Origin of the sequence: Arthrobacter sp. StoSoilB19, from assembly GCF_019977275.1 — a bacterium.
Lineage (GTDB): Bacteria > Actinomycetota > Actinomycetes > Actinomycetales > Micrococcaceae > Arthrobacter.
On sequence record NZ_AP024650.1, the window covers coordinates 954703 to 978410 of the forward strand.

The 23708-nt window shown below is 64.4% G+C and carries 23 protein-coding genes; 11 read left to right on the plus strand and 12 right to left on the minus strand.

Translation table 11 applies throughout. The features are described from left to right. Positions 1 to 72: 72 nt before the first annotated feature. The gene (locus tag LDO86_RS04470) at positions 73 to 2400 is read left to right on the plus strand and encodes an FdhF/YdeP family oxidoreductase (RefSeq protein WP_018771380.1); all 2328 of its coding nucleotides are present in this window, start codon (positions 73 to 75) and stop codon (positions 2398 to 2400) included. 13 nt (positions 2401 to 2413) lie between these two features. Here LDO86_RS04470 and LDO86_RS04475 read toward each other — a convergent pair whose 3' ends face one another. Next, a complete protein-coding gene (locus tag LDO86_RS04475; RefSeq protein ID WP_026266091.1) occupies positions 2414 to 2743 on the minus strand; it encodes a DUF6457 domain-containing protein in 330 nt (109 codons plus the stop codon). 26 nt (positions 2744 to 2769) lie between these two features. Beyond that, the gene (locus LDO86_RS04480; RefSeq protein ID WP_018771378.1) at positions 2770 to 3744 is read right to left on the minus strand and encodes an aldo/keto reductase; all 975 of its coding nucleotides are present in this window, start codon (positions 3742 to 3744) and stop codon (positions 2770 to 2772) included. Between the two features lie 313 nt (positions 3745 to 4057). Here LDO86_RS04480 and fdhA point away from each other — a divergent pair, with 313 nt between their 5' ends. The 4 genes from fdhA (at position 4058) to LDO86_RS04500 (ending at position 8258) form a co-directional block, all read left to right on the plus strand. Then, on the plus strand, positions 4058 to 5269 hold the full coding sequence (fdhA, locus tag LDO86_RS04485; protein WP_018771377.1) for a formaldehyde dehydrogenase, glutathione-independent: 1212 nt from the start codon (positions 4058 to 4060) through the stop codon (positions 5267 to 5269). A gap of 112 nt (positions 5270 to 5381) precedes the next feature. Then, entirely contained in the window at positions 5382 to 5735 is a 354-nt protein-coding gene (locus LDO86_RS04490; RefSeq protein WP_018771376.1) for a GNAT family N-acetyltransferase, read from the plus strand. Positions 5736 to 5878: 143 nt separating this feature from the next. After that, the gene (locus tag LDO86_RS04495) at positions 5879 to 6829 is read left to right on the plus strand and encodes a serine hydrolase (protein WP_018771375.1); all 951 of its coding nucleotides are present in this window, start codon (positions 5879 to 5881) and stop codon (positions 6827 to 6829) included. A 67-nt stretch (positions 6830 to 6896) separates the two neighbouring features. Continuing rightward, positions 6897 to 8258, plus strand: coding sequence for an MFS transporter (locus tag LDO86_RS04500; RefSeq protein WP_018771374.1), 1362 nt, complete (start codon positions 6897 to 6899; stop codon positions 8256 to 8258). Between the two features lie 15 nt (positions 8259 to 8273). Here the strand turns inward: LDO86_RS04500 and LDO86_RS04505 are convergent, their stop codons facing one another. The 7 genes from LDO86_RS04505 to LDO86_RS04535 are packed head-to-tail and all read right to left on the minus strand — an operon-like array spanning position 8274 to position 14976. After that, on the minus strand, positions 8274 to 9569 hold the full coding sequence (locus LDO86_RS04505) for a hemolysin family protein (RefSeq protein WP_018771373.1): 1296 nt from the start codon (positions 9567 to 9569) through the stop codon (positions 8274 to 8276). 52 nt (positions 9570 to 9621) lie between these two features. After that, positions 9622 to 10380 carry an SDR family oxidoreductase gene (locus LDO86_RS04510; protein ID WP_018771372.1) on the minus strand — a complete coding sequence of 253 codons (759 nt, stop codon included), beginning with the start codon at positions 10378 to 10380 and terminating at the stop codon, positions 9622 to 9624. A gap of 27 nt (positions 10381 to 10407) precedes the next feature. Beyond that, complete coding sequence (locus tag LDO86_RS04515) at positions 10408 to 11253, minus strand: fumarylacetoacetate hydrolase family protein (RefSeq protein ID WP_018771371.1); 846 nt, start codon at positions 11251 to 11253, stop codon at positions 10408 to 10410. Between the two features lie 40 nt (positions 11254 to 11293). After that, the gene (locus LDO86_RS04520; protein WP_018771370.1) at positions 11294 to 12265 is read right to left on the minus strand and encodes an aldo/keto reductase; all 972 of its coding nucleotides are present in this window, start codon (positions 12263 to 12265) and stop codon (positions 11294 to 11296) included. Positions 12266 to 12267: 2 nt separating this feature from the next. Then, positions 12268 to 13098: an amidohydrolase family protein gene (locus LDO86_RS04525; protein WP_231377457.1), complete on the minus strand. Its 831-nt coding sequence runs from the start codon at positions 13096 to 13098 to the stop codon at positions 12268 to 12270. 55 nt (positions 13099 to 13153) lie between these two features. Then, the gene (locus tag LDO86_RS04530) at positions 13154 to 13582 is read right to left on the minus strand and encodes an RbsD/FucU domain-containing protein (protein ID WP_018771368.1); all 429 of its coding nucleotides are present in this window, start codon (positions 13580 to 13582) and stop codon (positions 13154 to 13156) included. Further along, on the minus strand, positions 13579 to 14976 hold the full coding sequence (locus tag LDO86_RS04535) for an L-fuconate dehydratase (RefSeq protein WP_018771367.1): 1398 nt from the start codon (positions 14974 to 14976) through the stop codon (positions 13579 to 13581). Before LDO86_RS04535 ends, LDO86_RS04530 begins: the two co-directional genes overlap by 4 nt. A 183-nt stretch (positions 14977 to 15159) precedes the next feature. Here LDO86_RS04535 and LDO86_RS04540 point away from each other — a divergent pair, with 183 nt between their 5' ends. From LDO86_RS04540 to LDO86_RS04560, 5 genes are all read left to right on the plus strand, one after another. Further along, positions 15160 to 15897 (plus strand): FCD domain-containing protein, encoded by a 738-nt coding sequence (locus LDO86_RS04540; RefSeq protein ID WP_018771366.1) that lies wholly within the window; start codon positions 15160 to 15162, stop codon positions 15895 to 15897. Between the two features lie 213 nt (positions 15898 to 16110). Next, positions 16111 to 17367: a sugar ABC transporter substrate-binding protein gene (locus tag LDO86_RS04545; RefSeq protein ID WP_051081442.1), complete on the plus strand. Its 1257-nt coding sequence runs from the start codon at positions 16111 to 16113 to the stop codon at positions 17365 to 17367. A 154-nt stretch (positions 17368 to 17521) separates the two neighbouring features. Then, positions 17522 to 18346 carry a sugar ABC transporter permease gene (locus LDO86_RS04550; protein WP_018771364.1) on the plus strand — a complete coding sequence of 275 codons (825 nt, stop codon included), beginning with the start codon at positions 17522 to 17524 and terminating at the stop codon, positions 18344 to 18346. After that, on the plus strand, positions 18336 to 19235 hold the full coding sequence (locus LDO86_RS04555; protein WP_018771363.1) for a carbohydrate ABC transporter permease: 900 nt from the start codon (positions 18336 to 18338) through the stop codon (positions 19233 to 19235). The genes LDO86_RS04550 and LDO86_RS04555 overlap by 11 nt, the downstream gene beginning before the upstream one ends. 57 nt (positions 19236 to 19292) lie before the next feature. After that, on the plus strand, positions 19293 to 20639 hold the full coding sequence (locus LDO86_RS04560) for an alpha-L-fucosidase (RefSeq protein WP_018771362.1): 1347 nt from the start codon (positions 19293 to 19295) through the stop codon (positions 20637 to 20639). Positions 20640 to 20707: 68 nt separating this feature from the next. Here LDO86_RS04560 and LDO86_RS04565 read toward each other — a convergent pair whose 3' ends face one another. From LDO86_RS04565 to LDO86_RS04575, 3 genes are all read right to left on the minus strand, one after another. Continuing rightward, a complete protein-coding gene (locus LDO86_RS04565; RefSeq protein ID WP_018771361.1) occupies positions 20708 to 21460 on the minus strand; it encodes a metalloregulator ArsR/SmtB family transcription factor in 753 nt (250 codons plus the stop codon). Between the two features lie 52 nt (positions 21461 to 21512). Then, complete coding sequence (locus tag LDO86_RS04570; protein ID WP_026266089.1) at positions 21513 to 22748, minus strand: mechanosensitive ion channel domain-containing protein; 1236 nt, start codon at positions 22746 to 22748, stop codon at positions 21513 to 21515. A 64-nt stretch (positions 22749 to 22812) separates the two neighbouring features. After that, complete coding sequence (locus LDO86_RS04575; protein ID WP_018771359.1) at positions 22813 to 23220, minus strand: DUF1304 family protein; 408 nt, start codon at positions 23218 to 23220, stop codon at positions 22813 to 22815. Between the two features lie 147 nt (positions 23221 to 23367). Between LDO86_RS04575 and LDO86_RS04580 the strand changes: the two genes are divergently transcribed. After that, the gene (locus LDO86_RS04580) at positions 23368 to 23703 is read left to right on the plus strand and encodes a cupin domain-containing protein (RefSeq protein ID WP_018771358.1); all 336 of its coding nucleotides are present in this window, start codon (positions 23368 to 23370) and stop codon (positions 23701 to 23703) included. Positions 23704 to 23708: the final 5 nt, after the last annotated feature.

The window sequence follows — 23708 nt, forward strand, 5'->3', positions numbered from 1 at the left end:
AACAACTGTGGAAATTACCGAAACGGCTGGGCATCAGGCGCATCTGGGACCGGCAAGCAAGGAGAACCCAACGTGGCGCGCGAAAACCCGAAGGTCGAAGAACCCGACGAATCCGAACTTGAGGTGAGCGGCCATCCCAAGACCTGGGCTGCCGGCGTGCCCGGCGTCTACCACTCGATGCAGCCTGCCCTCAAGCACATGGGCGTGGAGCGCTCGCGCAAGACCCTGCTGGCGCTGAACCAGAAGGACGGCTTTGACTGCATGAGCTGCGCGTGGCCGGACCCGGGCCACCGCAAGACCTTCGAATTCTGTGAGAACGGGGCCAAGGCGGTCACCTGGGAAGCCACCCCTGTGGTGGTCGGAAGCGAATTCTGGGCCGGGCATCCCGTCAGCGAACTGCGCCGGCGCACTGAGTACTGGCTGGGGATGCAGGGCCGGCTCACCGAACCGGTGTACAAGCCCGCGGGGGAGGACCACTACCGTCCGGTCAATTGGGAGGATGCCTTCACGATCATCGCGGACAAGCTGAAGTCCTTGCCCAACCCCAACCAGGCAACGTTCTACACCAGCGGCCGCACCTCCAACGAGGCCGCCTTCCTGTACCAGGTGTTCATCCGGGCCTACGGCACCAACAACCTGCCCGACTGTTCCAACATGTGCCACGAGTCCTCGGGCTGGGGCATGGGCCAGACCATCGGCGTGGGCAAAGCGACTGTCTCCTACGACGACTTCGGCAAGGCCGACCTGATCATCGTCATGGGCCAGAACCCGGGCACCAACCACCCGCGCATGCTGACGGCACTGGAAGAAGCCAAGGAGGCCGGTGGCCACATCGTCGCCATCAACCCGCTGCCCGAGGCCGGACTGATGCGGTACAAGAACCCGCAAAAGGTCAAGGGCGTCATCGGCCACGGCACCCAGATTGCCGACCAGTTCCTGCAGGTGCGGATCGGCGGGGACATGGCTCTGTTGCAGGCCGTTTCGAAACGGGTGCTGGATGCCGAGGATGCCAATCCGGGCAACGTCCTGGACCACGCCTTCCTCCAGGAACACTGCGAGGGGCTGGCAGAACTCCGGGCGCACCTGGCCAACCTCGACGAAGCTGCGGTCCTCGAAGCCACGGGTCTGCGCAGCGGGGAAATCGATGAACTGGCGGCCCGCTACCTGGCTGCGGACAAGGTCATCATCACCTGGGCCATGGGCATAACCCAGCAGAAAAAGGGCGTCGCCACCATCAAGGAGATCATCAACCTCCTGCTGCTGCGCGGCAACATCGGAAAACCCGGCGCCGGGGCTTCCCCAATCCGCGGCCACAGCAACGTCCAGGGTGACCGCACCATGGGCATCTGGGAACAGATGCCGCCTGCCTTCCTGGACGCCCTGGGCAAGGAGTTCAGCTTCGAACCGCCCCGGGAACACGGCGCGGATGCCGTGGAAACCGTCCGGCAGATGCGCGACGGTGGCATCAAGGTCTTTGTGGGGCTTGGCGGCAACTTCGTGGGCGCGATGTCGGACACCTCAACGGCCGAGAACGCCATGGAGAACACCGAACTTTCCGTGCAGATCTCCACCAAGCTCAATCACTCGCATGGAGTCACCGGGGCTGAAGCGCTCATCCTGCCAACCTTGGGCCGGACGGAGATCGACCGCCAGGAAACCGGGCCGCAGTTTGTTTCAGTGGAGGACACCGTCTGCGCGGTGCACTCTTCCCACGGCACGGTGGAACCGGTGGGACCCAACCTGCTGTCCGAGGTGGCGATCATCTGCCGGCTGGCCCAGGCGACGCTGGGAGACACCATCAACGCCGACTGGGCCGGCTTCGAGAAGAACTACGACCTCATCCGGGACCACATCTCCCGCGTGGTCAACGGGTGCGGGGACTACAACCGCAAGATCCGGCAGGCCGGCGGCTTCGTGCTGCCCAACGGCCCGCGGGATTCACGGACTTTCCACACTCCCACCGGCAAGGCCATCCTGACGGTCAACGAACTTGAGCACGTGGAACGCCCCGCCGGCACCCTGATCCTGCAGAGCATGCGCTCGCATGACCAGTTCAACACCACCATCTACGGCAACAACGACCGTTACCGTGGCATCAGGAAGGGCCGCGAAGTGGTTTTCGTCAATCCGGCAGACCTTGCCGAACTGGGGCTGGCCGACGGGCAGCGCGTGGACATCCGTGGCGTATACAGGGACAACGTGGAACGGGTCCTCTGGAACTACCGCGTGGTGTCCTATCCGTCCGCGAAGGGCTGTGCCGCGGCGTACTACCCCGAGGCCAATGTCCTGGTTCCGCTGGACAGCGTGGCCGAGGGCAGCCAGACACCCGTGTCCAAGGCGGTCATCGTCCGCCTGGAGCCGGTGAAGGTACTGGAGGACGAGCCCACCGCCGCGGGCTGACTGTTCTCGCCGGCTATTGACCGGTGTCCGCCCACCCGCTGCCTGCCGGCCCGCCGTGGGCGCCGTCGTCGATCAGCTGGAACGCCACCTTGGCAGCCTTCTCGATGGCTGCACCAGCGGCTTCCCTGTTCCCGGCGCTGCCCGTGCCTGCCTCCAGCGCTGCCGCGTAGCCCACCAGGAACGTGGTGACGGGGGCGGCGGCATGGATGACGTTCTCGGAGGATTTGCGGGCCAGGTCAAGGAGCAGCTCCTGGTCCATGTTGAGGTCAAGGATCTGCAGTGCCTGGGCCAGCCGGTGGCTCCACTGGTCCAGCACCCGTGCTTCGTCGTCGTTCATTGCCATGGTTCTCCTTAGCGCCGTTGGTGCGTTTACGTGTCGATAGTGGACATGTTGGGGTAGCGGGCGCCGGCAGTTGCTCCGGCCGGTGCCAGCTGGTCCAGCAGCTCAAGCTCGTCCTGGCTGAGCTCGATGTCCACGGCGCCCAGGTTCTCGCGCAGCCGTTCACGTTTCTTGGTGCCCGGGATGGGGACGATATGTTCCCCCTGCGCCAGCAGCCAGGCGAGGGCCAGCTGGCCGGGAGTGCACTGTTTTTTGTCGGCCAGCTCCCTGACCCGGTCCACGAGTTCCAGGTTGCGGGTGAAGTTGTCGCCCTGGAAACGCGGGGAGTGGCGGCGGAAGTCGTCCTCGGCGAAATCGTCCACGCTGCGGATCTGCCCGGTGAGGAACCCACGGCCCAGCGGGCTGTAGGGCACAAAACCGATGCCCAGTTCCGCGAGCACGGGAAACACCTTGGTTTCAGGCTCCCGCTCCCACAGCGAATACTCGGTTTGCAGGGCGGTGATGGGGTGCACGGCGTGGGCCCGCCGGATGGTCGCGGCGGATGCTTCGGACAAGCCAAGGTGCCGGACTTTTCCGGCCTGGACCAGTTCCGCCATGGCGCCAACCGTGTCCTCGATGGGAACGGTCTTGTCCACCCGGTGCTGGTAGTACAGGTCGATGTGGTCCACGCCCAGGCGCTGGAGGCTGGCGTCGCAGGCGGACCTGACGTATTCGGGGCGGCCGTTGATGCCCACCCAGGAACCGTCTTCGCGGCGCTCGTTTCCGAACTTGGTGGCCAGGACCGCTTCTTCGCGGCGGCCGGCGATGGCGCGGCCCACCAGTTTTTCGTTGGTGAAGGGGCCGTACATGTCCGCTGTGTCCAGCAGGGAGCCGCCGGCATCCAGGAACTCGTGGATGGTGGCGATCGACTCCTGCTCATCGCCGTCGCCGTAAAACTCGCTCATGCCCATGCAGCCAAGGCCCAGGGCGGACACTGTGAGTTGTCCAATGGTGCGCGTTTTCATGGGTGCTCCTCAACGGTAGAACGTGTTCGGAAACCAGCCGGCAGCGTCCGTTTCCAGGGCAGCGGAACCGGTTGGTGCAGCGTACGCCACTATAGGGGTTTCCCTCATGGATTGCTCCCCTAAACAAGGGGCTTCATACCCCTAGACCCCTTGGTGGGCCGTGCCTAGACTGGGCGAATCCCCACCCGGAACCGTTGCCTGACCACTTCACATATCAGGACGCACCAATCGGCCAGGGCTGTTCCCCTCGCGGGATGTGCCACCCAACCAGATCACGGCCGTCCCACCGGACGCCTGACTACAGGAGCGATAGATGACAGGGAACAAAGCCGTTGCCTACAAAGAAGCCGGCAAGGTGGAAGTAATCGACATTGACTATCCGACGTTTGAGCTCAAGGACGGGCCAGGTGTCAACCCCGCGAACGTGGGACGCCCGGTCAACCACGGAGTGATCCTCAAAACGGTGGCCACCAACATCTGCGGATCGGACCAGCACATGGTGCGCGGCCGTACCACGGCTCCGCCCAACCTGGTGCTGGGCCACGAGATCACCGGCGAAGTGGTGGAGGTGGGCCGCGATGTCGAGTTCATCAAGGTGGGCGACCTCTGCTCGGTGCCGTTCAACATCGCCTGCGGCCGCTGCCGGAACTGCAAGGAGCGCAAGACCGGCATCTGTTTGAACGTGAATCCCGCGCGCCCCGGCGCCGCGTACGGCTACGTAGACATGGGCGGGTGGGTCGGCGGCCAGGCCAACTACGTTCTGGTGCCGTACGCAGACTGGAACCTGCTGAAGTTCCCGGACAAGGACCGGGCCATGGAGAAGATCATGGACCTGGCCATGCTTTCGGACATCTTCCCCACAGGGTTCCATGGCGCAGTCACGGCAGGGGTGGGCGTCGGTTCCACCGTGTACATTGCCGGGGCCGGTCCCGTGGGTCTTGCGGCAGCCACCAGCGCGCACCTGCTGGGGGCCGCCGTCGTCATCGTGGGCGACATGAACGAAGACCGGCTGGCACGGGCGCGCAGCTTCGGCTGCGAAACCGTGGATCTGACCAAGGGCGATCCGAAGGACCAGATCGAGCAGATCCTGGGCGTCCCGGAGGTGGACTGCGGCGTCGACGCCGTGGGATTTGAAGCGAAGGGCCACGGCCACGATGCCAAGGAGGCGCCGGCAACGGTCCTGAACTCCCTGATGGAGCTCACGGCCGCTGGTGGAGCCCTTGGTATCCCCGGCCTGTACGTCACGGGCGATCCGGGCGGCATCGACGAGGCCGCCAAGAAGGGCGCACTGTCACTGAGCCTCGGCACCGGCTGGGCAAAATCGCTGAGCTTCACCACTGGCCAGTGCCCGGTAATGAAATACAACCGGCAGCTGATGATGGCCATCCTGAATGACAGGGTCAACATCGCCAAGAACGTCAACGCCAAGGCCATCCCGCTGGAGGAGGCACCGAAGGGCTACGCGGAGTTCGACGCCGGCGCAGCCACCAAGTACGTCCTCAATCCCAACGGCTACTTAAGCTGACGCGGCGGCGGGCGGGGATGCCACCAAGGGCCCCTTGCTGCGGAAATAACTGTTGCCCGGGCCGGGTTAGGCTTTGCACGGGCAACACAAACCGCAAACGAAGGAGTTTCCCTTGAGTGACATCACCGTCCGCCACAATCCCGGGCGCGAACGCTTCGAGATCCTCGACGCCGGCAACGTGATCGGCAAGGCGGTGTACAAGGAGTACGACGGCGGGGAGTCGCCGCAGCGGATTTTCTACCACACGGTGATCAACGAGGAATACGGCGGGCAGGGCCTTGCCGGGCGGCTGGCCACGGCTGCCCTGGACAGCACGGTCCAGGCCGGGAGCAGCATCATCCCGGTATGCCCGTTCATCAAGAAGTTCCTTGCAAAGCACCCGGAATACTCGGCCAACGTGGTGCCTGTGGCGCCGGCGCACCTGGAATTCCTGGACAGCGCGCTGTCCGCCCGCGCCCGCGGCTAGCGCATCCCTATTACAGCCGGCGGAACACCCCGCAAGCCTTCAGGAAGCTCCCAACCGCCGGTGATTTAATCAGCATCTGTCAGCGCGGCTCACCGCCGCGCTGGTGTTGTTTTTGATTGCCGAGGCGGGACAGGAGCCCTTGTATGTCCGTGCACCCCATGGTGCCCACACCAGGCCGCGGTGCTCCGCTGCAACCGCCGGGCAGGCCATCAAACGGCAAGCCAGCTCCGGGCAGGAACCGGGGCCACAGAAGGCTGCTGTGGCTGGCCCTTGCGGTAGTACTGGTCATCGTCGGGACCATCACCCTGGCCGTGGTCCGGTCCGAGCCACTCACCGGTGCCGTGGTCCCCACCCAGCCGGCCGTACCCGCAGCGCCGGTGGCGGCAGCTCCGCCGTCGTTGCAGGACAGCGTGGACGACATCCTCAGTGACGCGGCCGAATACCGGATTGGGCTGGCGCTCGCCGATGTGTCCGGAGGTGCGGAACGGACGTTCGGCGACCAGGACACGTTCACCGCGGCCAGCACGGCCAAGATCCTCACTGCCGCCGCCTACTATCACCTGGTGGAAAACGGGCAGGCGGGCCTGGAGGATCCCATGGGCGACTACGACGCCGCGTTCCAACTCAAAGCCATGGTCAACGACAGCAACAACGACTCCTGGCTGTTGCTGATGGATGCCATGGGGTACCCGCAGTTGATCGCCTACGCGGGCTCCATCGGCGTCACCTACGACCCCGAAGAGAACCTCCTGACCGCGGCGGACATGGCCCTGATCCTGAAGAAGCTCTATGCAGGCGAACTCCTGGATAAGGACAACACGGCGCAGCTGCTCAGCTACATGCAGGACACCAACAACGAGGACCTCATCCCGGCGGGATCACGGTCCGGTGTGGATGTCTACCACAAGTACGGGGAAGTCTCCGGGGAACTGCACGACGCCGCGCTCCTGAGCTACCGCGGTTCGACCTTCGCCCTGGTCATCTATACGGAGAACCCCGACGGCGGGGCGGATGAGGGCCAGGCCGAGGTGATCCGGGACCTGACCAGGGCGGTGGAGGACGCACTCTTCCCGGTGGGAGTGGCAGGAAAATAGCGCACGCCACACCGCCCGGGAGCCCGCCGAGTCGCCCGCGGTGGAAGCTTTAGGCCAGACTGTTACCGTGAGCAACAACCCCCGGACTGCCCTGGCCGTCGCCGGACTCAGCCTGGGCACGGCACTGAACCCACTGAACTCCTCCATGATCGCCGTGGCCCTGGTGGTGCTGCGCGCCGACTTCGGGCTCGACGTTGCTGCCGTCACCTGGGTGGTCACCTCGTTCTACCTGGCCTCCGCAGCCGGGCAGCCGGTGATGGGCCGGCTCGCCGACCGGTTCGGCCCGCGCCGGATGTTCATGCTGGGCATGGGACTGGTCGCCGTCACCTGCGCGCTGGCCCCGCTGGCCCCGAACTTCGCGCTGCTCTGCGTGGCACGGGCGGTCATGGCTCTGGGAACTGCCACCGCATATCCCAGTGCCGTGGTGATGGTGGGTGCTCTGGCGCACCGGGCCAAGGTGGACTCGGCCCGCCCGCTGGGCCGGTTGCAGATGGCCAACACGTCCGCAGCCGCGGTGGGCCCGGTGGTCGGCGGCCTGCTGGTGGGCTTCGTGGGCTGGGAGTCGCTATTCCTGGTCAACGTCCCGCTGGCACTCGCGGCGTTGCTGACCGTGCGGAAGGCCGCACCGCCGGACCAGGTCCGGGAGCGCGGCAGCGTGGCGGAACTGGTGCGGGACTCCGACGTCCCGGGCATTGCCGGGTTCATCGCCGCCCTTCTCCTGGTCATGATGGCTGCGCTGAACGTCGCGCCGGACTACCGGTGGTGGATGCTGGCCACCGGAACCGTGGTCGCGGGGCTGTTTGCCTGGCGGGAGCTGCGCTTCGCCAAACCCTTCCTGAACCTGCGGCTGCTGGGCCGGAACCGGCCGCTGATGCTCGTGTACCTGGCGTTCGCCGTGTTCAGCAGCGTGTACTACTTCGTCTTTTTCGGCCTCCCGCAGCTGCTGCAGGAAGCCGGCGGTTACGACCCCGGCGTGGTGGGGCTGCTGATGCTGCCCCTGGCCGGCATGTCCGTGGTAGCCACCCCGTGGGCAGTCTCCGCCATGGGAAGGTTCGGTGTCCGGCGGGTGCTGCTTGCCGGCGTCGTCCTTTTGACCGTGGTGGCGGCGCTCATGTGGCTGCTGACCGGCACGCTGGCCATCCCCGTTGTGGTGGTACTGACCGCGTTGATGGGCATCCCGTACGGCACGGTCAGCATCGCCTCCAACCAGGGCATGTTCGTGTCCACCCGGCCGCAGGACCGCGGGGTGGCGGCCGGGATCTACCAGACCTGCCGCTACGTGGGCGCGATCACCGCCACCGTGATGATCGGCGTGTTCGCATCAGGCGGGGTGCACCAGGACAGCTGGATGCGGATGGTGCTGGCCATGCTGGTGCTCTGTGCCGTGACGTTCGGGATCTCCGTGTTCTGGCGGCAGCAGAAGGCCTAGGCAGCCGGCGCACTCCTAGTCACCCCGATCTATTACCGGCGTGACCCGGATCCGGGCAATCCGTAACCGGTCCATGCTGAGGACCGTCAACACGTACCCCGGTATCTGCACCCGGTCGCCTGCCTTTGGGAGGCGGCCCAGGCGGTCCATCACGAACCCGGCCACCGTTTCGTAGTGCCCCTCCGGGAGTTCGATTCCGGCGGCGGCCTTGAACTCCTGCAGGATCAGGCCGCCGTCCACGTCGATGGTTCCGTTGGCCACGTTGACCCGGTCCTCGTGCTCGGCGCCGGTGTCGTATTCGTCGTAGATCTCGCCCACCAGTTCCTCCACCAGGTCTTCGAGCGTGACCACGCCGTCGGTGCCCCCGTACTCATCCACCACCAAAGCGATGTGCTGGTTGGTCTTGCGCATCCGTGAGAGGGAGGGGAGCACGCGGTTGGTGCCGGGCAGGGGCAGGATCTCCCGGGCGATGTCCCGCACGGGCGAATGGTCCTGCACCTCGTCGCGGGGCATCAGGTCGCGGATGTGGACGAAGCCCAGGACGTCATCCGGGCTGCGCCCGATCACCGGAAACCGTGAGTACGGGCCGTCCCTGACCATCCGGCGGGCGTCCGCCACCGTCATGGCACCGTCGATGAAGGTCACCTCCGTGCGCGGGCGCATCACCTCCTGCAGCGTCCGGTCGCCGGCGCCGAACACGTCGGCCAGGATGTGGCGGCTGCTCTCTTCGAGGAGTTCGTTCTCGGCCACCATGTCCCAGAGCTCTTCGGAACTGATGCTTTCCCGCTTGACGCGCGGGTCACCGCCAAAGAGCCTGACCACGGCGTCCGTCGAGACCGACAGGAGCCAGATGACCGGCCGCATGGCATGCGACAGGGCAATCAGCGGCGGGGCCAGGATGCGGGTGAAGGCAACAGGGCTTTGCAGCGCCAGCCTCTTGGGGGCGAGTTCGCCCAGGACCAGGGAAAGAAAAGCCACCAGCAGGGTCATGCCGATGAAGGACACGGGCCCGGCAGCCGCACCAAGTCCGAGGGCTTCAAGGAGGGGTACGACGGCGGGAGCGATCGCCGAGGCCCCATACGCCGCCGAGAAGAATCCGGACAGGGTCACGCCGATCTGGACCGTGGAGAGGAAACGGTTGGGGTTGCGGGCAAGGGCGGCAGTCCGGGCGCCGGTGTCCCCGGATTTCTCGATGCGGCGCACCTGGCTTTCGCGCAGGGAGACCAGTGCGATTTCCGCCGCCGCGAACACCCCGCCCAGCAGCACGAAACCGAGAACCAAAGCGATATTAACCAGGGTGCCGCTGTCCATGACACGACCTTACCCAGCCGCGGACCCGCCGGCGCCTGCCTTCGTGTCGAAGTCAGGACGCCGCGGGGCGGGGCCGAAGCCGGAGTGCCTGCATACCGCCGTCAACAGCCAGGTCCACTCCCGTGGTGGACCCGGCGAGGGGGCTGGCCAGGTATGTGACGGCTGCAGCGACCTCTTCCGGGCAGACGAGCCGGCCGTGCGGCTGACGGGCCTCAAGGGCGGCCCGCTCGGCCTCGGGGTCTGCCGCTGTGGACAGCAGGCGAGCGATCCACGGAGTGTCAGCGGTACCCGGGTTTACGCAGTTGACCCTGATCCCTTCCTGAAGGTGGTCGGCAGCCATGGCCAGGGTGAGTGACAGCACAGCACCCTTCGTTGCGCTGTAGAGGGCGCGTTGGGGCAGGCCTGCGGTAGCCGCGACGGAGCAAGTATTGACGATCGCCGCGTGGGAGGACCGGCGCAAGTACGGAAGGGCGGCCCTTGAAACGCGGACTATACCCATCACATTGATATCAAACACACGGTGCCACTCGTCGTCGTCGTTGGATTCAATGGTGCCCTGTGCGCCCACTCCGGCGTTGTTGGCCAGGATGTCGATCCCGCCCAGCTGCTCTGCTGCCTGCCGTACGGCCCGCCGGACAGAGCTGTCATCCGAGACGTCGCACTGAATTGCTGTGACCCCTTTCGGCGCCTGCTCGGGGCGGAGGTCCAAAACCGCCACTGCTGCGCCGCGCTCCTGCAGCAATTGGGCCGTTGCGGCCCCTATTCCGGAGGCTCCGCCGGTGACGATTGCCTTAAGTCCCGCAAACTCCATTGTCTGGTCCTTTCGTGGTCGGGCTACCTAGCCCTGGAAGAATTCCTGGCGCTGGCGGCCGAGTCCCGCTACTTCAATTTCGACGACGTCCCCGGCCTTCAGGTAAGGAAAGCGCCCGGACAGGGCGACCCCCTCCGGAGTGCCGGTGCAGATCAGGTCCCCTGGCTCAAGGACCAGGAACTGGCTGAGATCGTAGATCACCTGCTCCACCCCAAAGATCAGGTCACGGGTGGAGGAGTCCTGGCGGATTTCACCGTTGACCCAGCTCCGTAACTGCAGGTCGCCGGCGTCCACTTCATCCGGGGTGACCAGGTACGGGCCGGTGGGGCAGAATCCGGCGCAGCTCTTTCCCTTGGACCACTGGCCGCCGGACACCTCCAGTTGGAATGTGCGCTCGGACAGGTCATTGACGGTGACGTAGCCGGCGATGTGGTCGCGAGCCTGTTCGGGGGACTGCAGATAGGAAGCCTGCCGCCCGATGACCACTCCCAGCTCGACCTCCCAGTCGGTCTTGGTGGACCCGCGGGGAATCGCCACAGCATCGAACGGGCCTGCCACCGTGTTTGGGGCCTTATGGAAAATGATGGGCACCGACGGGGGAGCGGCCCCTGACTCGGCCGCATGGGCCGCATAGTTCATGCCCACGCATATGACCGATGACGGCCGGGCGATCGGGGCGCCGATCCGGGCACCATCAACTGCGATCTCTGCCAGTTCCCCGGCGGCTAGGGCTGCCGCTGTGCGCACCGGTCCGTCGGATTCCCAGAAGCCGGCATCGATGTCCGCCGCCACCTGTTCGAGGGAGTAGTACTTCTGGTGGTGCAGGACGGCTGGTACTTCCTTGCCTGGCTCGCCAATTCGTGCGAATTGCATGGTCCTTCTTTCGCTAATTGATGCTGTTGGGTTGGGGGAACTACGTGATGAGGCCGCGGTTGCGCAGCTCGGCCCATAGCTGGTCCGGGACTGCCTGCGATGCCAGATCGAGGTTTTGCTTCACCTGTTCGGGCGTCCGCATGCCCAGGACCACGCTTGTCACGGCGGGGTGCTGGTACGGGTACCTCAAGGCGGCGGCAGGGAGGGTGGTTCCATGCGACTCGCAGATGTCGGCCAGCAGGTATGCCCGGTCTAAAAGCTGCGGGGGCGCGGGTTGGTAGTTGTAGGTGGCGTTGCGCGCCGGACGGTCTTTGGAGAGCAGGCCGGAGTTGAAGACTCCGACGTTCACTACTCCCACTTTCCGCTCAAGGCACGCCGGCAGCAGATCCGCTGCTGCTCCCTGCTCCAGCAGCGTGTACCGGCCCGCCAGCATGATCACATCGATGTCCGTTTCGGTGACGAAGCGGGCGAGCATTTCGGACTGGTTCATGCCTGCGCCCCAGGCACCGATGACGCCCTCATCCCTCAAGGCGGACAGGGTGGGTGCGGCACCGTCGACAGCCTCGCTCCAGTAGTCGTCCGGGTCGTGGATGAAGACGATGTCGATCCGGTCAGTCCCGAGCCGCTGGAGGCTTTCCTCGATGGAGCGCAACACCCCCTCGCGTGAGTAGTCGCGGACCCGGACCAGATCATCGGGCACGTCGAACCCCTGGGTGTCCTTACCGTTCGGGGATGGGTTGGGTCGCAGTAGGCGCCCCACTTTGGTGCTGAGCACGTAGCTGTTGCGGTCCTGGCCGGCGAGTGCTTTTCCAAGGCGGCGCTCCGAAAGTCCCAGCCCGTAGTGTGGGGCTGTGTCGAAGTACCGGACGCCACCCTCCCAGGCTGCTTCAACGGCGTCGATCGCCTCCTGCTCCTGCACCTGCCGGTACAGGTTGCCGATGGGGGCGCCCCCGAACCCGAGGACGGGCAGTTGGATTGCGGTGCCGGGGATGGTGCGGGTTTCTGTTTGCATGGTTAGTCTTTCTCCTCTTCCGGGTGTGCCGGACCCCGGACTGCCTTGAGTCCGTAAGCGCGAACTGCGGTTCCACGGGCGACGTTTTCGCGTTCGTAAGAGGAGGCGTCGGACATCGCCTGCTCCACCGTGAGAATCCAGTCCTGGTACGCGGCCGGCTCCGTCAGAGAGACCGGCCAGTCACTGCCGATCATGCACCGATCGGCCCCAAAAACGTTTAAGGCTTCCAGGATGAAGGGCAGCGCCTGCGGCCCAAGTGGACGCGTGGGGTCAGCTTCCGCGCCCGCCCCTGAAATCTTCACGACGACGTTGGGCAGCCTGGCCAATCGACGCATCGCTGTGCTCCATTCGCTGAGGCTGCCGGCTGCAATGGGTGGTTTGCCCATGTGGTCCAGCACTATGCACAGTTCCGGTATCCGGGCAGCAAAAGCTGCAAGTTCCGAAAGCTGCCACGAGCGGACGCAGGCGTCGAAGGCAAACCCGGCCCTCCCTACATGGCGGCCTCCGGCCAGTGTTTCCGCCGTCAGCATGAAACCGGCCTCCCTGTCCTGGAACAGCTGGCGCACCCCGCGGACCAGGGGCCGCTGACACAGCTCCGCAAGGTCTTCGGACACGCCGTCCCCGCGGTTGATGGGGGCATAGGCCACAATCGCCGCCAGCTCCGGCCAGGTGGCCCGGAGGCTCGCCACCCAGTCAACTTCCTTCAGCGCCTGGTCATCACGGCAATCGGCCTGCACAAAGACAGCCTGCGTCCCGGGCGCGTGTGGAAGTTCCCGTGGAAGGAAGGGCCGGTTCAGGGAAGGGACACGGTTCAACCAGTCATAACTGAGCACGGAAGGGTCCCAGACGTGGACGTGTGAGTCTATTACCTGAAGCAACTGTCAGCCCTCATGCCTGTCCGTCGGGCCGAACGCCGATGGTCAGGAGCAGGTTCGCGTAGTGCCGGGTGTCCCCACTGGCGATGACGACGGCGACGTTCGGCGACCGCGCGGCATCGTAGAAGTCGAAGCGCTGGTGCGAAGTGATGGGAATTGCGGTGCCCAGCGCTCGTCCGTAGCCTTTGACTGCCTCCGTCCAGTTTCCGTCCGGAGGCGTCATTACCGCGGCGGCTTCGAGCGGAACGGCGTCGATCAGCACCTCCAGTACCTGGTCAATGGTCAGCAGGCCGGGCCGCAGATTCAGGGCTATCCGCCTCGCGGCTGCAGGGGCGCCGGTGTTGTGCGGGTAGTTTGCGTCCGCCAGGAGGATCTGCGAGCCGTGGCCGGATTCAGCGAGGGCTGCGAGCAGGCCCGGGTGGGTAAGTGTGTAGTTGATCATGCCTGTTCCCCTACCCTTTCCCCGGTCCCTGCCCGAGCGAAGGCGACACCGCGCTCAGCGCGGGCCGATTCCCATGCCTGTTCGGCTTGGCCGGCGTCGGTGCCGGCCCAATAACTGCCCCGGGGAAAGGAATACGCCTGCAACGTCTGCTCCTTCAGTTCCGACGAGTACCCAGGGTTCGCCGGCATGATGTAGGCGCCGTCCCGGATGATGCACGGATCCACAAAGTGTTCGTGCAAGTGATCCACGAATTCGGTGACCCTGCCGGCCAGGTCTCCGGAGACGGCAATGAAGTCGAAGATGGACAGGTGCTGGACGAGTTCGCACAGACCTACCCCGCCGGCATGTGGGCACACCGGGACACCGAACTTGGCGGCCATCAACTGGACGGCCAGCACTTCGTTGACGCTGGCGAGCCGGCAGGCATCCAACTGGCAATAGTCGATCGCCCCGGCCTGGAAGAGCTGTTTGAAAAGGACGCGGTTCATGCCGTGCTCGCCGGTGGCCACCCCGATCGGTTGGACGGCCCTTCGGATCTCGGCGTGGCCCAGGACGTCATCCGGGCTGGTGGGTTCCTCGATCCACAGCGGATTGAATTCAGCCAGCTGCTTGATCCAGTCGATGGCCTGCGGAACATCCCATACCTGGTTTGCGTCGATCATGAGGTTGCCCTCTGGCCCGATGACTTCGCGGGCGATCCTGAGGCGGCGAATGTCGTCCTCGAGGGATGCGCCAACCTTGAGTTTGATGTGGCGGTAGCCCTGGTCCACGGCCTCCTGGCAGAGCCGCCGTAGCTTCTCGTCCGAGTAGCCCAGCCAACCGGCCGAGGTGGTGTAGCACGGGTAGCCGTCCCGGGCCAGCTGGTGGATGCGCTGATCCCGGGTGGGGTCGAGTCGTTCCAGAAGCGCCAGGGCTTCCTCCCGGGTGAGGGCATCTGAAAGGTAGCTGAGGTCGGCCGCGTCCACGATCTGTTCGGCGGTCATGTCCACCAGGTAACGCCACAGGGGCTTTCCCGAGCGGCGGGCGGCAAGATCCCAGACGGCGTTCATCACGGCTCCGAGGGCAAGGTGCTCCACGCCTTTATCGGGCCCCAGCCAGCGAAGCTGGGAATCACGTTTCAAGCTTCGGTACGCCTCGCCAAGGTTGCCGCAAAGGACATCCAAGTCTTGGCCTATGAGGGGCCTGGCGCGCAGTTCCATCGCGGCGGAGCACACCTCATTGCCCCTGCCGATGGTAAAGGTGAAGCCGCAGCCATAAAGGTCTGGGTCGTCCGTTTTCAGCACGATGTACGCAGCGGAGTAGTCTGCGTCATGATTCATGGCATCTGAACCGTCTGCGGAAAGCGACGTGGGAAACCGCACGTCGAAAATATCGAAACCGGTGATTTGTGGCAAGGTGAGCCCTCCAGGTTCAGGCCGTGAAGACGGCGCTCCAGCAACATCGCGAGCGTCATCTGATGTATGTGGAAGTATTTGATGAGAATATCGGAAGAAGCATCCCTTTCCAAGGGATACATCTGATGAAAGTGAATTGTGCGTTCAGCGTCACTAGACGAAGCACTGGGAAAGGTGGCTGCGATGACCAACAGCAACTCCACTGGGTCGATGTCCCAAACCGACGTCGTTATTTCGGGCGTGAAGCAGATGCTGTCGTCCCGCAGGCTTCGGCCCGGCGACCGGCTGCCCATTGAGAAGGACCTGGCAGCAGAGCTGCAGGTTTCCCGGGGTTCCCTTCGGGAGGGCGTGCGGGCATTGTCCACTATGGGCATTCTGGAGACGAGGCAGGGCGCCGGCACCTTCGTGACCAGGCTGGAGCCGTCGGCTTTGCTCTCCGCGATGGAATTCTGGGTGGGCCTGCAGGATGGAGAGCGGGCAAACCAGGTGCACACTGTGCGGCGGGCCCTTGAGACAGAGGCTGCTGCCGCGGCGGCGGTTTGTATCGAAAGCTCGCAACTCGACGAGGCCGAAAGCATATTGGAGCGGGCGAACGCGGCCATTCAAGCATCGCCCATAGACCATGCCGGCGCCATGCAGTGTGACATCGAATTCCATCGGCTCATCGCCCACGCCTCAAGGAATCACGTGCTGTCAGCGCTGATCGAAACCGTCTCCACCAACACCATCCGCGGCCGGATGTGGCGGTCCATTCATGACAATGAAGGCCTGCTGGCCACGCATCGGGAGCACCTGGGAATCCTGGAGGCGCTCAGGCGGAATGACGTGGACAGGGCCAGAACCCGCATGGCGAACCACCTGTACGCGGTAGAGGACTACGTGACAACCATTCCCGCTCCCGAGCTTGAGGAACAGACGTAGGATTCGTCAGACCTTGTATTGACTATTTCCGACAAATAGCCGGTTTAGGGTCGATCCAGGAATTTTGGAGTCAAAAAGATCAGATGATTCCTTGACTTTCCAAACTGGGGCGGGTCATGCTGTTGGGGACAAGGGTTGCGGGAATTACAGCGGGCAGGCCACGAGGACGTCGCCGGGCAGCCTTTGTCCCCAGCTATTGAAAGGACGTTCGTTGTGTCGACTAACCGTGTTACCGGCAAGCTGCTGACAGCTGCAGCGGTTGCAGCCCTGGCCGTCGGAAGCCTTACCGCATGTGGTTCCTCAAGCGGGAGTTCATCATCGGGGGAGAGCAAGGAAGCCTCCGCCATGTACACCTGGATCACCAATGAAAACGACAGGGCCCAGTGGCAGGCCTTTGTGGACGCAGCCAAGAAAAAGGACCCTGCATTCAACCTCACTTTGGAGGGTCCGAGCTTCAACGATTACTGGACCAAGGTCAAGACCCGCCTCTCCAGTTCCGGAGCGCCGTGCATCATCACAACGCAGGCGGCTCGTGCCCAGGAGCTTAAGGACCTTACGGTGCCGCTGGACGACATGGTTAAGAGCAACAACATTGACGTGTCCATGTACAACAAGGCAATGATCGACGGCCTGACCGTTGATGGCTCGCTGCGGGGGATACCTTATGACGCCGAACCGGTGGTTCTTTACTACAACAAGGATCTCCTGGCCGCGGCCGGCGTGGCGCCGCCTACCACCAAATACACCACCAGCCAGTTCGCGGCCGACCTTAAGGCGCTGACAAAAGGCGGCGTGATGGGCCTCGCAGTGCCGCCGGGATTCGGCTCGGGCCCGGGGCTTCCCATGGCATTCGCCAACGGCAATGAACCGGTCAAGGATGGAAAGCTTGACCTCACCAACCAGGGCCTCGTCAACGACCAGCAGTTTGCCTTCGACCTTGTGGCAAAGGCGCAAGTCGCGAACCCGCCGCAGGCGTCGGACGGGACCGATGTGCCGGAGCAGCAGTTCATGAGCGGCAAGGCGGCGATGATCATCGACGGTCCCTGGATGTACGACACCCTGACCACCAAAACGCAGGGCAAGGTGGGCATCGCCGTCGTCCCTTCCACCTCGGGAGAGAGCATCGGCATGATCCAGGGGTCCGCGTTTGCCATCGCAGCGTCCTGTAAGGACAAAGAAGCTGCCTTCAAGAACATCATGAAGATCACCACCCCTGAGGTCATCGGCGCTGTTGGGGCCGCCCGTGGAACCGTTCCATCTGTTGAGTCCGCGGTGAAGGACTGGGCCGGGACCAAGCCGGCGGCTGACGTGGCAGTTGTCCAGGCCCTTCTGAAGAGCGGGCGTCCGCTGGTTACCACCCCTAGCTGGAATCAGGTGGAGACCAACTTCACGCAGTACTCCGGAGAAGGCTTCCGCGGCAGCAAGACCGCGCAGGAACTCCTCTCCACCATCATGAATTCAGCCAAGTAAACTCCCCGGGGGCAGGCTCCCGCACCGGAGCCTGTCCCCTTCATGGAACAGGTCAACGATGACTGCTTTACCCACACTTGCTGTCAAAGACGTGAAAAGGACCCCCGCCAGGGGCGGGCAGGGCCGGCTCGCAGCGGCTTACCTCGCTCCCGGGATGCTCGGGTTCCTGATTTTTATCGTGCTTCCGCTGGTGGCTTCGCTGGTCATCAGCCTGTTCGACTGGCCCTTGTTCGGGGCACCAAAATTCGTGGGGCTGGACAACTACGTTCGGCTGCTCACTGGTGACCCGGTGTTCTGGACGGTTCTGGGCAACACCCTCTTTTTTGCCGTCTCCTACACCGTGGTCAACCTGATCGCCGCCCTGGCTGTTGCCACCTGGCTTCACAACCTGGGCAGTTGGGGCCCGTTCTTCCGGGTGCTTTTCTTCATTCCGGTGGTGACCCCCATGGTCGCCAACGCGTTGGTTTGGCGCCTGATGCTGACCGATGACGGCGTCATCAACAGTTTTCTGGCCAACTTTGGCATTCACGGGCCTTCCTGGCTCAGTGACAGCCAGCTCGCCATGGGGTCGTTGATCGCAATGTCTGTCTGGCAGGGGATCGGCTACAACATCATCGTTCTCGGCGCAGGGCTCAGCGGCATCTCGCCGAATTTGCTTGAGGCCGCCCGCATCGATGGGGCAGGAGCCTGGCAGCGGTTCTTCCGGGTGGTGCTGCCGATGCTGTCGCCGTCGCTCTTCTTCTGCACGGTCATGACCATCATCGGCTCTTTCAAGGTATTTACCCAGCCTTACCTGCTGACACTCGGCGGGCCGGGCGATTCCACCAACACGATCGTTCTGTACCTCTACCGCAACGGTTTCTCCTTTGACAAGCTCGGCTACGCGTCGGCACTCGCTTGGGCGTTGTTCGTCATCGTCATGCTCATCACCGCACTGCAGTTCTCGCAGCAAAAGAGGCTGGTCAACTATGACAACTGAAACTCTCGCCCAACCGGAAATCGACAAGGGCCTCGCGCACCGTCGGCACGCAACAGCGTCGCGGAAGAAGAGGCGGGCCGGCCGCCTCGTCAGCCGCATCGGCGTTGTCCTGGTCGGCGCTGCGTTCTTCTTCCCGTTCCTCTGGATGTTCGCCACATCGCTGAAGCCCACCTCCGAAATATTCTCCACCGGTGCCAGCTTCCTTGCCTCCCGCGTGGAGTGGTCGAACTACCAAACAGTGTGGACCGCTATTCCCTTCGGACGGGTCATCATCAACAGCTTCTTGGTGGCCGTCTCCGGAGCGGTGCTGACAACGGTCGTGTCATTGCTGTCCGCCTACGCTTTTGCCCGGCTGCAGTTCAGGCACCGGGAGAAGTTGTTCCTCGTTTTCCTTGGCACGCTGGTGCTGCCCCAGGAAGTCCTGGTAATTCCGCTCTACATCATGATGGCAAAGCTGGACATGATTAACTCCCTGCCGGCGCTCATCGTCCCTTTTGCTTTCGGTGCCTTCGGTGCGTTCCTGATCCGACAGTTCCTGCTGTCCCTGCCCGTTGAGTTTGAAGAGGCAGCCCGTATCGACGGAGCAGGTTCGATCAGGATCCTGTGGAGCGTGATCCTTCCGCTTGTCCGTGCGCCGCTGGCCGTGGTGGCTGTCTTCAGTTTCATCGATTACTGGAGCAGTTTCCTGTGGCCGCTGATCGTCATCAACGACGTCTCGCAGGCAACCATTCCACTGGGGCTCTCCATGTTCTCCGGTGAACGCGGAACGGACTGGGGACCGCTCATGGCGGCCGCTACTTTGGCGGTGATTCCCAGCCTGCTCGTGGTCATCCTCCTGCAGCGCCAGCTCGTGAAAGGCGTCAGCATGGGCGGCTTCGGCGGCCGCTGAGCACCGCCCTGACCCCTGGAATTCCCAAAATCAACCATCTGGAAATTGGAGTGCATTATGACTGACAGCACAGCTACGCCTGAAGACTGGAACAAATTGGCCAGGCCCGTGCCGGAGTGGTTCCAGAACGCGCCGTTCGGCATCTTCATCCACTGGGGCGCCTACTCCGTTCCCGCCTGGGCCGAACCCATCGGCGCCCTGGGCACCATCGAGGACCGCGAGTGGTTTACCCACAACCCCTATGCGGAGTGGTACTACAACACCATCCGCATTGACGGCAGTCCTGCCCAACAGCACCACCGGGACGTGTTCGGAGGCGAGGACTACGACGCCTTCCTGGACCAGTGGAAAGCAGAACAGTTCGATCCGGGGGACTGGGTGGAGCTGTTCAAATTCGCCGGTGCCGATTACGTGGTGCCCACCACGAAGCACCATGACGGCATCGCGCTCTGGGACGCTCCGGGAACAGGCGAACGGAACACGGTCCACCGCGGACCGCGCAGGGACCTGATCGGCGAAATCGCCCGGGCCGTGGGTGACGAGGGCCTGAAGCTGGGCCTGTACTATTCCGGCGGACTGGATTGGCATGTACGCCCCTTCCCGCCGCACGTCACCAGCGAAAGCGTCCACGACACTTCCCGCCCCAAGGACGCCGGCTACGCCGAATACGCCTACAACCACGTGGTGGACCTGGTGGACAAGTATCGTCCAGACGTCCTGTGGAACGACATCGAATGGCCCGACGCCGGCAAGCACTTTGGCGAGTACGGGCTCGGCAGGCTGTTCGAGCACTTCTACTCGATCAGTCCGCAAGGCGTGGTGAACGACCGGTGGGGCGCCACCCACAAGGACTATGCCACCAGCGAGTACGAAGCGGCCAGGGAGAACGAGTCCGAATCCGAGTGGGAGAACTGCAGGGGCATCGGATTCTCCTTCGGCTACAACCAGGTGGAAGGACCGGAGCAGTCGCTGACCGGCCAGCAGTTGGCCCGCCAGCTCACGGACGTGGTCTCCCGCGGTGGCCACTTCCTGCTGAACGTGGGACCGCGGGCGGACGGCACCATTCCTGAGATCCAGCGCCAGGCCTTGACCGATCTTGGCCACTGGATGGCTTCCGCCAAGCAGTACCTCGTGGGTGCCCGTCCGCTTCAGGATGGAACCGTGGCAAGCAGCGACGACCCCTGGATCCGCTGGGTTGACCGCGGAACGGAAGCCGTGGCCTTCGTTGACTTGCTAGGCGGGGGAACGGAAGCCGCCTTGAAGCTGGACGCGGGCAGGTTCTCATTGTCACAAGCGTCAGCGGCGGGTGGCGGCGGAACGGTCGAGGCCACCGTGGATGGACTCAAAGTCACCCTGTCGCCTGACCGAACCGGGCCGGCCATCGTCCGCGTCCCCAAGGCATAGTCCCGGAAGTGCATCGACGGCGGCGGGCAGCACCCGCCGCCGTCGTGCGTTACCTCAAAAACAATGGCTTAGGTGTACATCAGCGAGCCGGGCGTAGTGAGTTTTTCGCCGGTTTCCAGCCATGTCTTGAGACCGGAGAGGATCATCGGCCAGCCGCCGTAAAGCTGTTCGTTGGCGCCTTCGCGCAGGTCGCTGTGGGTGACGGTGAGGTGGCAGGAATCGCCCACCGGTTCGATCTCCCAGGTGATGGTGGACGTGCCCTCGGCCTTGACGTCCTCGCCCCACAGGGCGCGCATGGTCTGGACCAGGCGGCGCGGCGGGTCCACCTCCAGGTTTTCGCCTTCGCCGAGGGCCTCCCCGGCCTTCGGGTTGCCCATCACGAAGCGTCCGCCCGGTGACCAGTCGGAATCGATGGTGTTGCCGAACTGGTACTTGCTGCGGATGTCGCTGTCCGTGATGGCTTCCCAGAGCCGTTCGGGCGTGGTCTTGATGTAGATCTCGAAGATTTTTTCCATGGGACTTTCCAATCTGGATTTGAGGTCGCTGAGGGCAGCGGCCCATGGTTCTGCGTATTTGCTGACCCAGCGGTCGTGGACCAGGCGGATGGGGACAGGATTGAGGAAGTGCAGCTTTTCCCGCCCCCGACGGCGGGTCACCACCAGGGCTGCGTCCTCCAGGATGCGGAGGTGCTTGGCGATCCCGAACCGGCTCATGCTGAACCGGGCTTCAAGGGCGCTCAGGGTTTGGCCGTCCTCGCGGTAGAGCTCATCGAGCAGGTCCCGGCGGGTGGGGTCGGAGAGTGCCTTGAACACGTCGTCCATGACAGCAATGATATGTGACCTAATGGTCACCTATCAAGGGGTCTTGCCTGCCTCAGTTGCGGGAGGCAAGGTTCCGGTCCCGCTCCTCGAACACTTCCTCACCGGGCCCGGTGAACGCGCGCGACCTCTCCACTGCCTCGATGGAGCCGGTGAACAGCTGCGATTCGTGCGGGTCCGCCGGGGGACGGGCACCGGCGGCCGGGGGCGACCCCAGCCCGCGCAGTGGTGCCCTGCGCCGTGCGGCCGTGCCGCCGTCGTCCGCTGCCTGCTCCCAACGCTGGTGCGGCAGGGCCTCCGGATGGTTCTGCTGCAGGAACATGACCATGGTTTCCCGGACCAGGCAGCGCAGGTCGAAGAGCGCGGCACTGTCCGCCGCGCTGACCAGGATCCGGACGCGGACAAAGCCGCCGGTGGCGTCGGTGATCTGCAGGACGCCCACGCGCTCGTCCCAGAGCTCGGAATCCGCCAGGACGCGGCGCAGTTCGGTGCGCATGTCCTCCACGGGGGCGCGCCAGTCCAGGTCGAACTCCACGGTGCCCATGACCTCGGACTGGCGGCGGGTCCAGTTCTCGAAGGGCGTGGTGGTGAAGTAGGTGGACGGCAGGATGAGCCGCCGGTCGTCCCAGAGGTGCACCACCACGTAGGTGAGGGTGATCTCCTCGATCCGGCCCCATTCCTTCTGCACCACCACCACGTCGTCCACGCGGATGGCATCGGTGAACGCCAGCTGCATGCCGGCAAAGACGTTCACCAGCGACGTCTGCGCGGCGAGGCCCGCAACGATGGAAATCACCCCGGCGGACGCCAGCAGCCCCGCGCCCAGCGCCTGGATGGCGGGGAAGGTCAGCATCGCGGTGCCGACGGCGAGCACCACCACCAGTGCCACGGCAATGCGCCGTGCCAGGATCATCTGCGTGCGCAGGCGCCGTGCCCGCCGGTTGTCCGCCACGTCCACGCTGTGCCGGTTCAGCACCACGGCTTCCACGATGAGCAGCACCGCGACGGCGAGCCAGGCGACCGCGCCGATGAGGGCGATCAGCAGGAGATGGTCGACGCCGGCGTGCCAGCTTTCGTTGTTGGCAGTGAGCCTGAGGGCAGCACGGACGCCCACCAGGCACAGTGCCAGCCGCAAGGGCTGGCGGGCCACCCGGGAGGTTGCCTGCAGCTCGGGCCGGTTCCGGTTCAGATGGAGGACCACCTTGCGGAGGAGCCAGGACAGGACCAGTCCGGCGGCCACCGCCACGGCGACGGCAAGGAAGGGCATGGCGCGGTTAAGTAGGTCTGGCATCCGTTAACCACTACCAACTTCGGCGGCAGGACCGAAATCGCGCCGGCGCCTTGGCGTGCCCCGCTTATGGCCCCAGCGGCAGCAGGAGCAAGGCAACGAGTGCCGGGACGGTGGCCGCGAGGGTTCCCGGCACACTCTCCCATTTACTTGGGTAGTGGCCCTGGATGTCGGCGAGCAGCATGGTGGGGGCGGTGAGGACCATGTTGGCGCAGCAGTAGACCACCAGTGTGTAGCCCACCACGAGCTGCCCGGAGTTGGCGGCAACCACTCCGGCGATCACCCCCAGCGCAATCACCAGGTTCCTGTAACCGGTGGGGATGGCCCACATCATCACTGCACGCACATTTTCCGGCGGCGTGCTCAGGAACTTCTGAGCCCACCGGTGACGGCGGAGGAGGAAGCTCTCCACTGGAAACACGACGATGTAGATGGCTGCGGCGAGTACCGCGAAGACCTGCGCTGCGGCGTTCATGCTTGCAGCGTAGGGCTGCGCCTGCGGGCTGCTCCATCCCCGCATTGGGGGATCTTGGACGCCCACGCCGACGCTGGCGCCCGCGCTCGTACCGGAAGGCCGTTTGGCACGTGTTCATCTCCCCACCACGTGGGTAGCCTTGGGCCCATGCAGAAGATATCTATTGACGCGCTGGCCCGGCAGCAGCTCGAAGCAGCCATCGGCTCCCCGAACGGAAGGGCTGCGGACACGGTGTACGGGGGCCACGAAAAGATCCTCCGGCAGACGGTCATGGCGATGACCGCGGGAACGCAGCTGAGTGAGCACCAGAATCCGGGCGACGCCACGGTGTTCGTGATCCGGGGCTGCGTCAGCCTCCGCGCCGGCGGGGAATCCTGGCAGGGCAAGTCCGGCGACCTGCTGATCGTCCCGCCCGGTCTGCACAGCCTTCACGCCGAGGAGGACTCCACCTTCCTGTTCACGGTTGCCAAGCACCGGGACTGACCCAG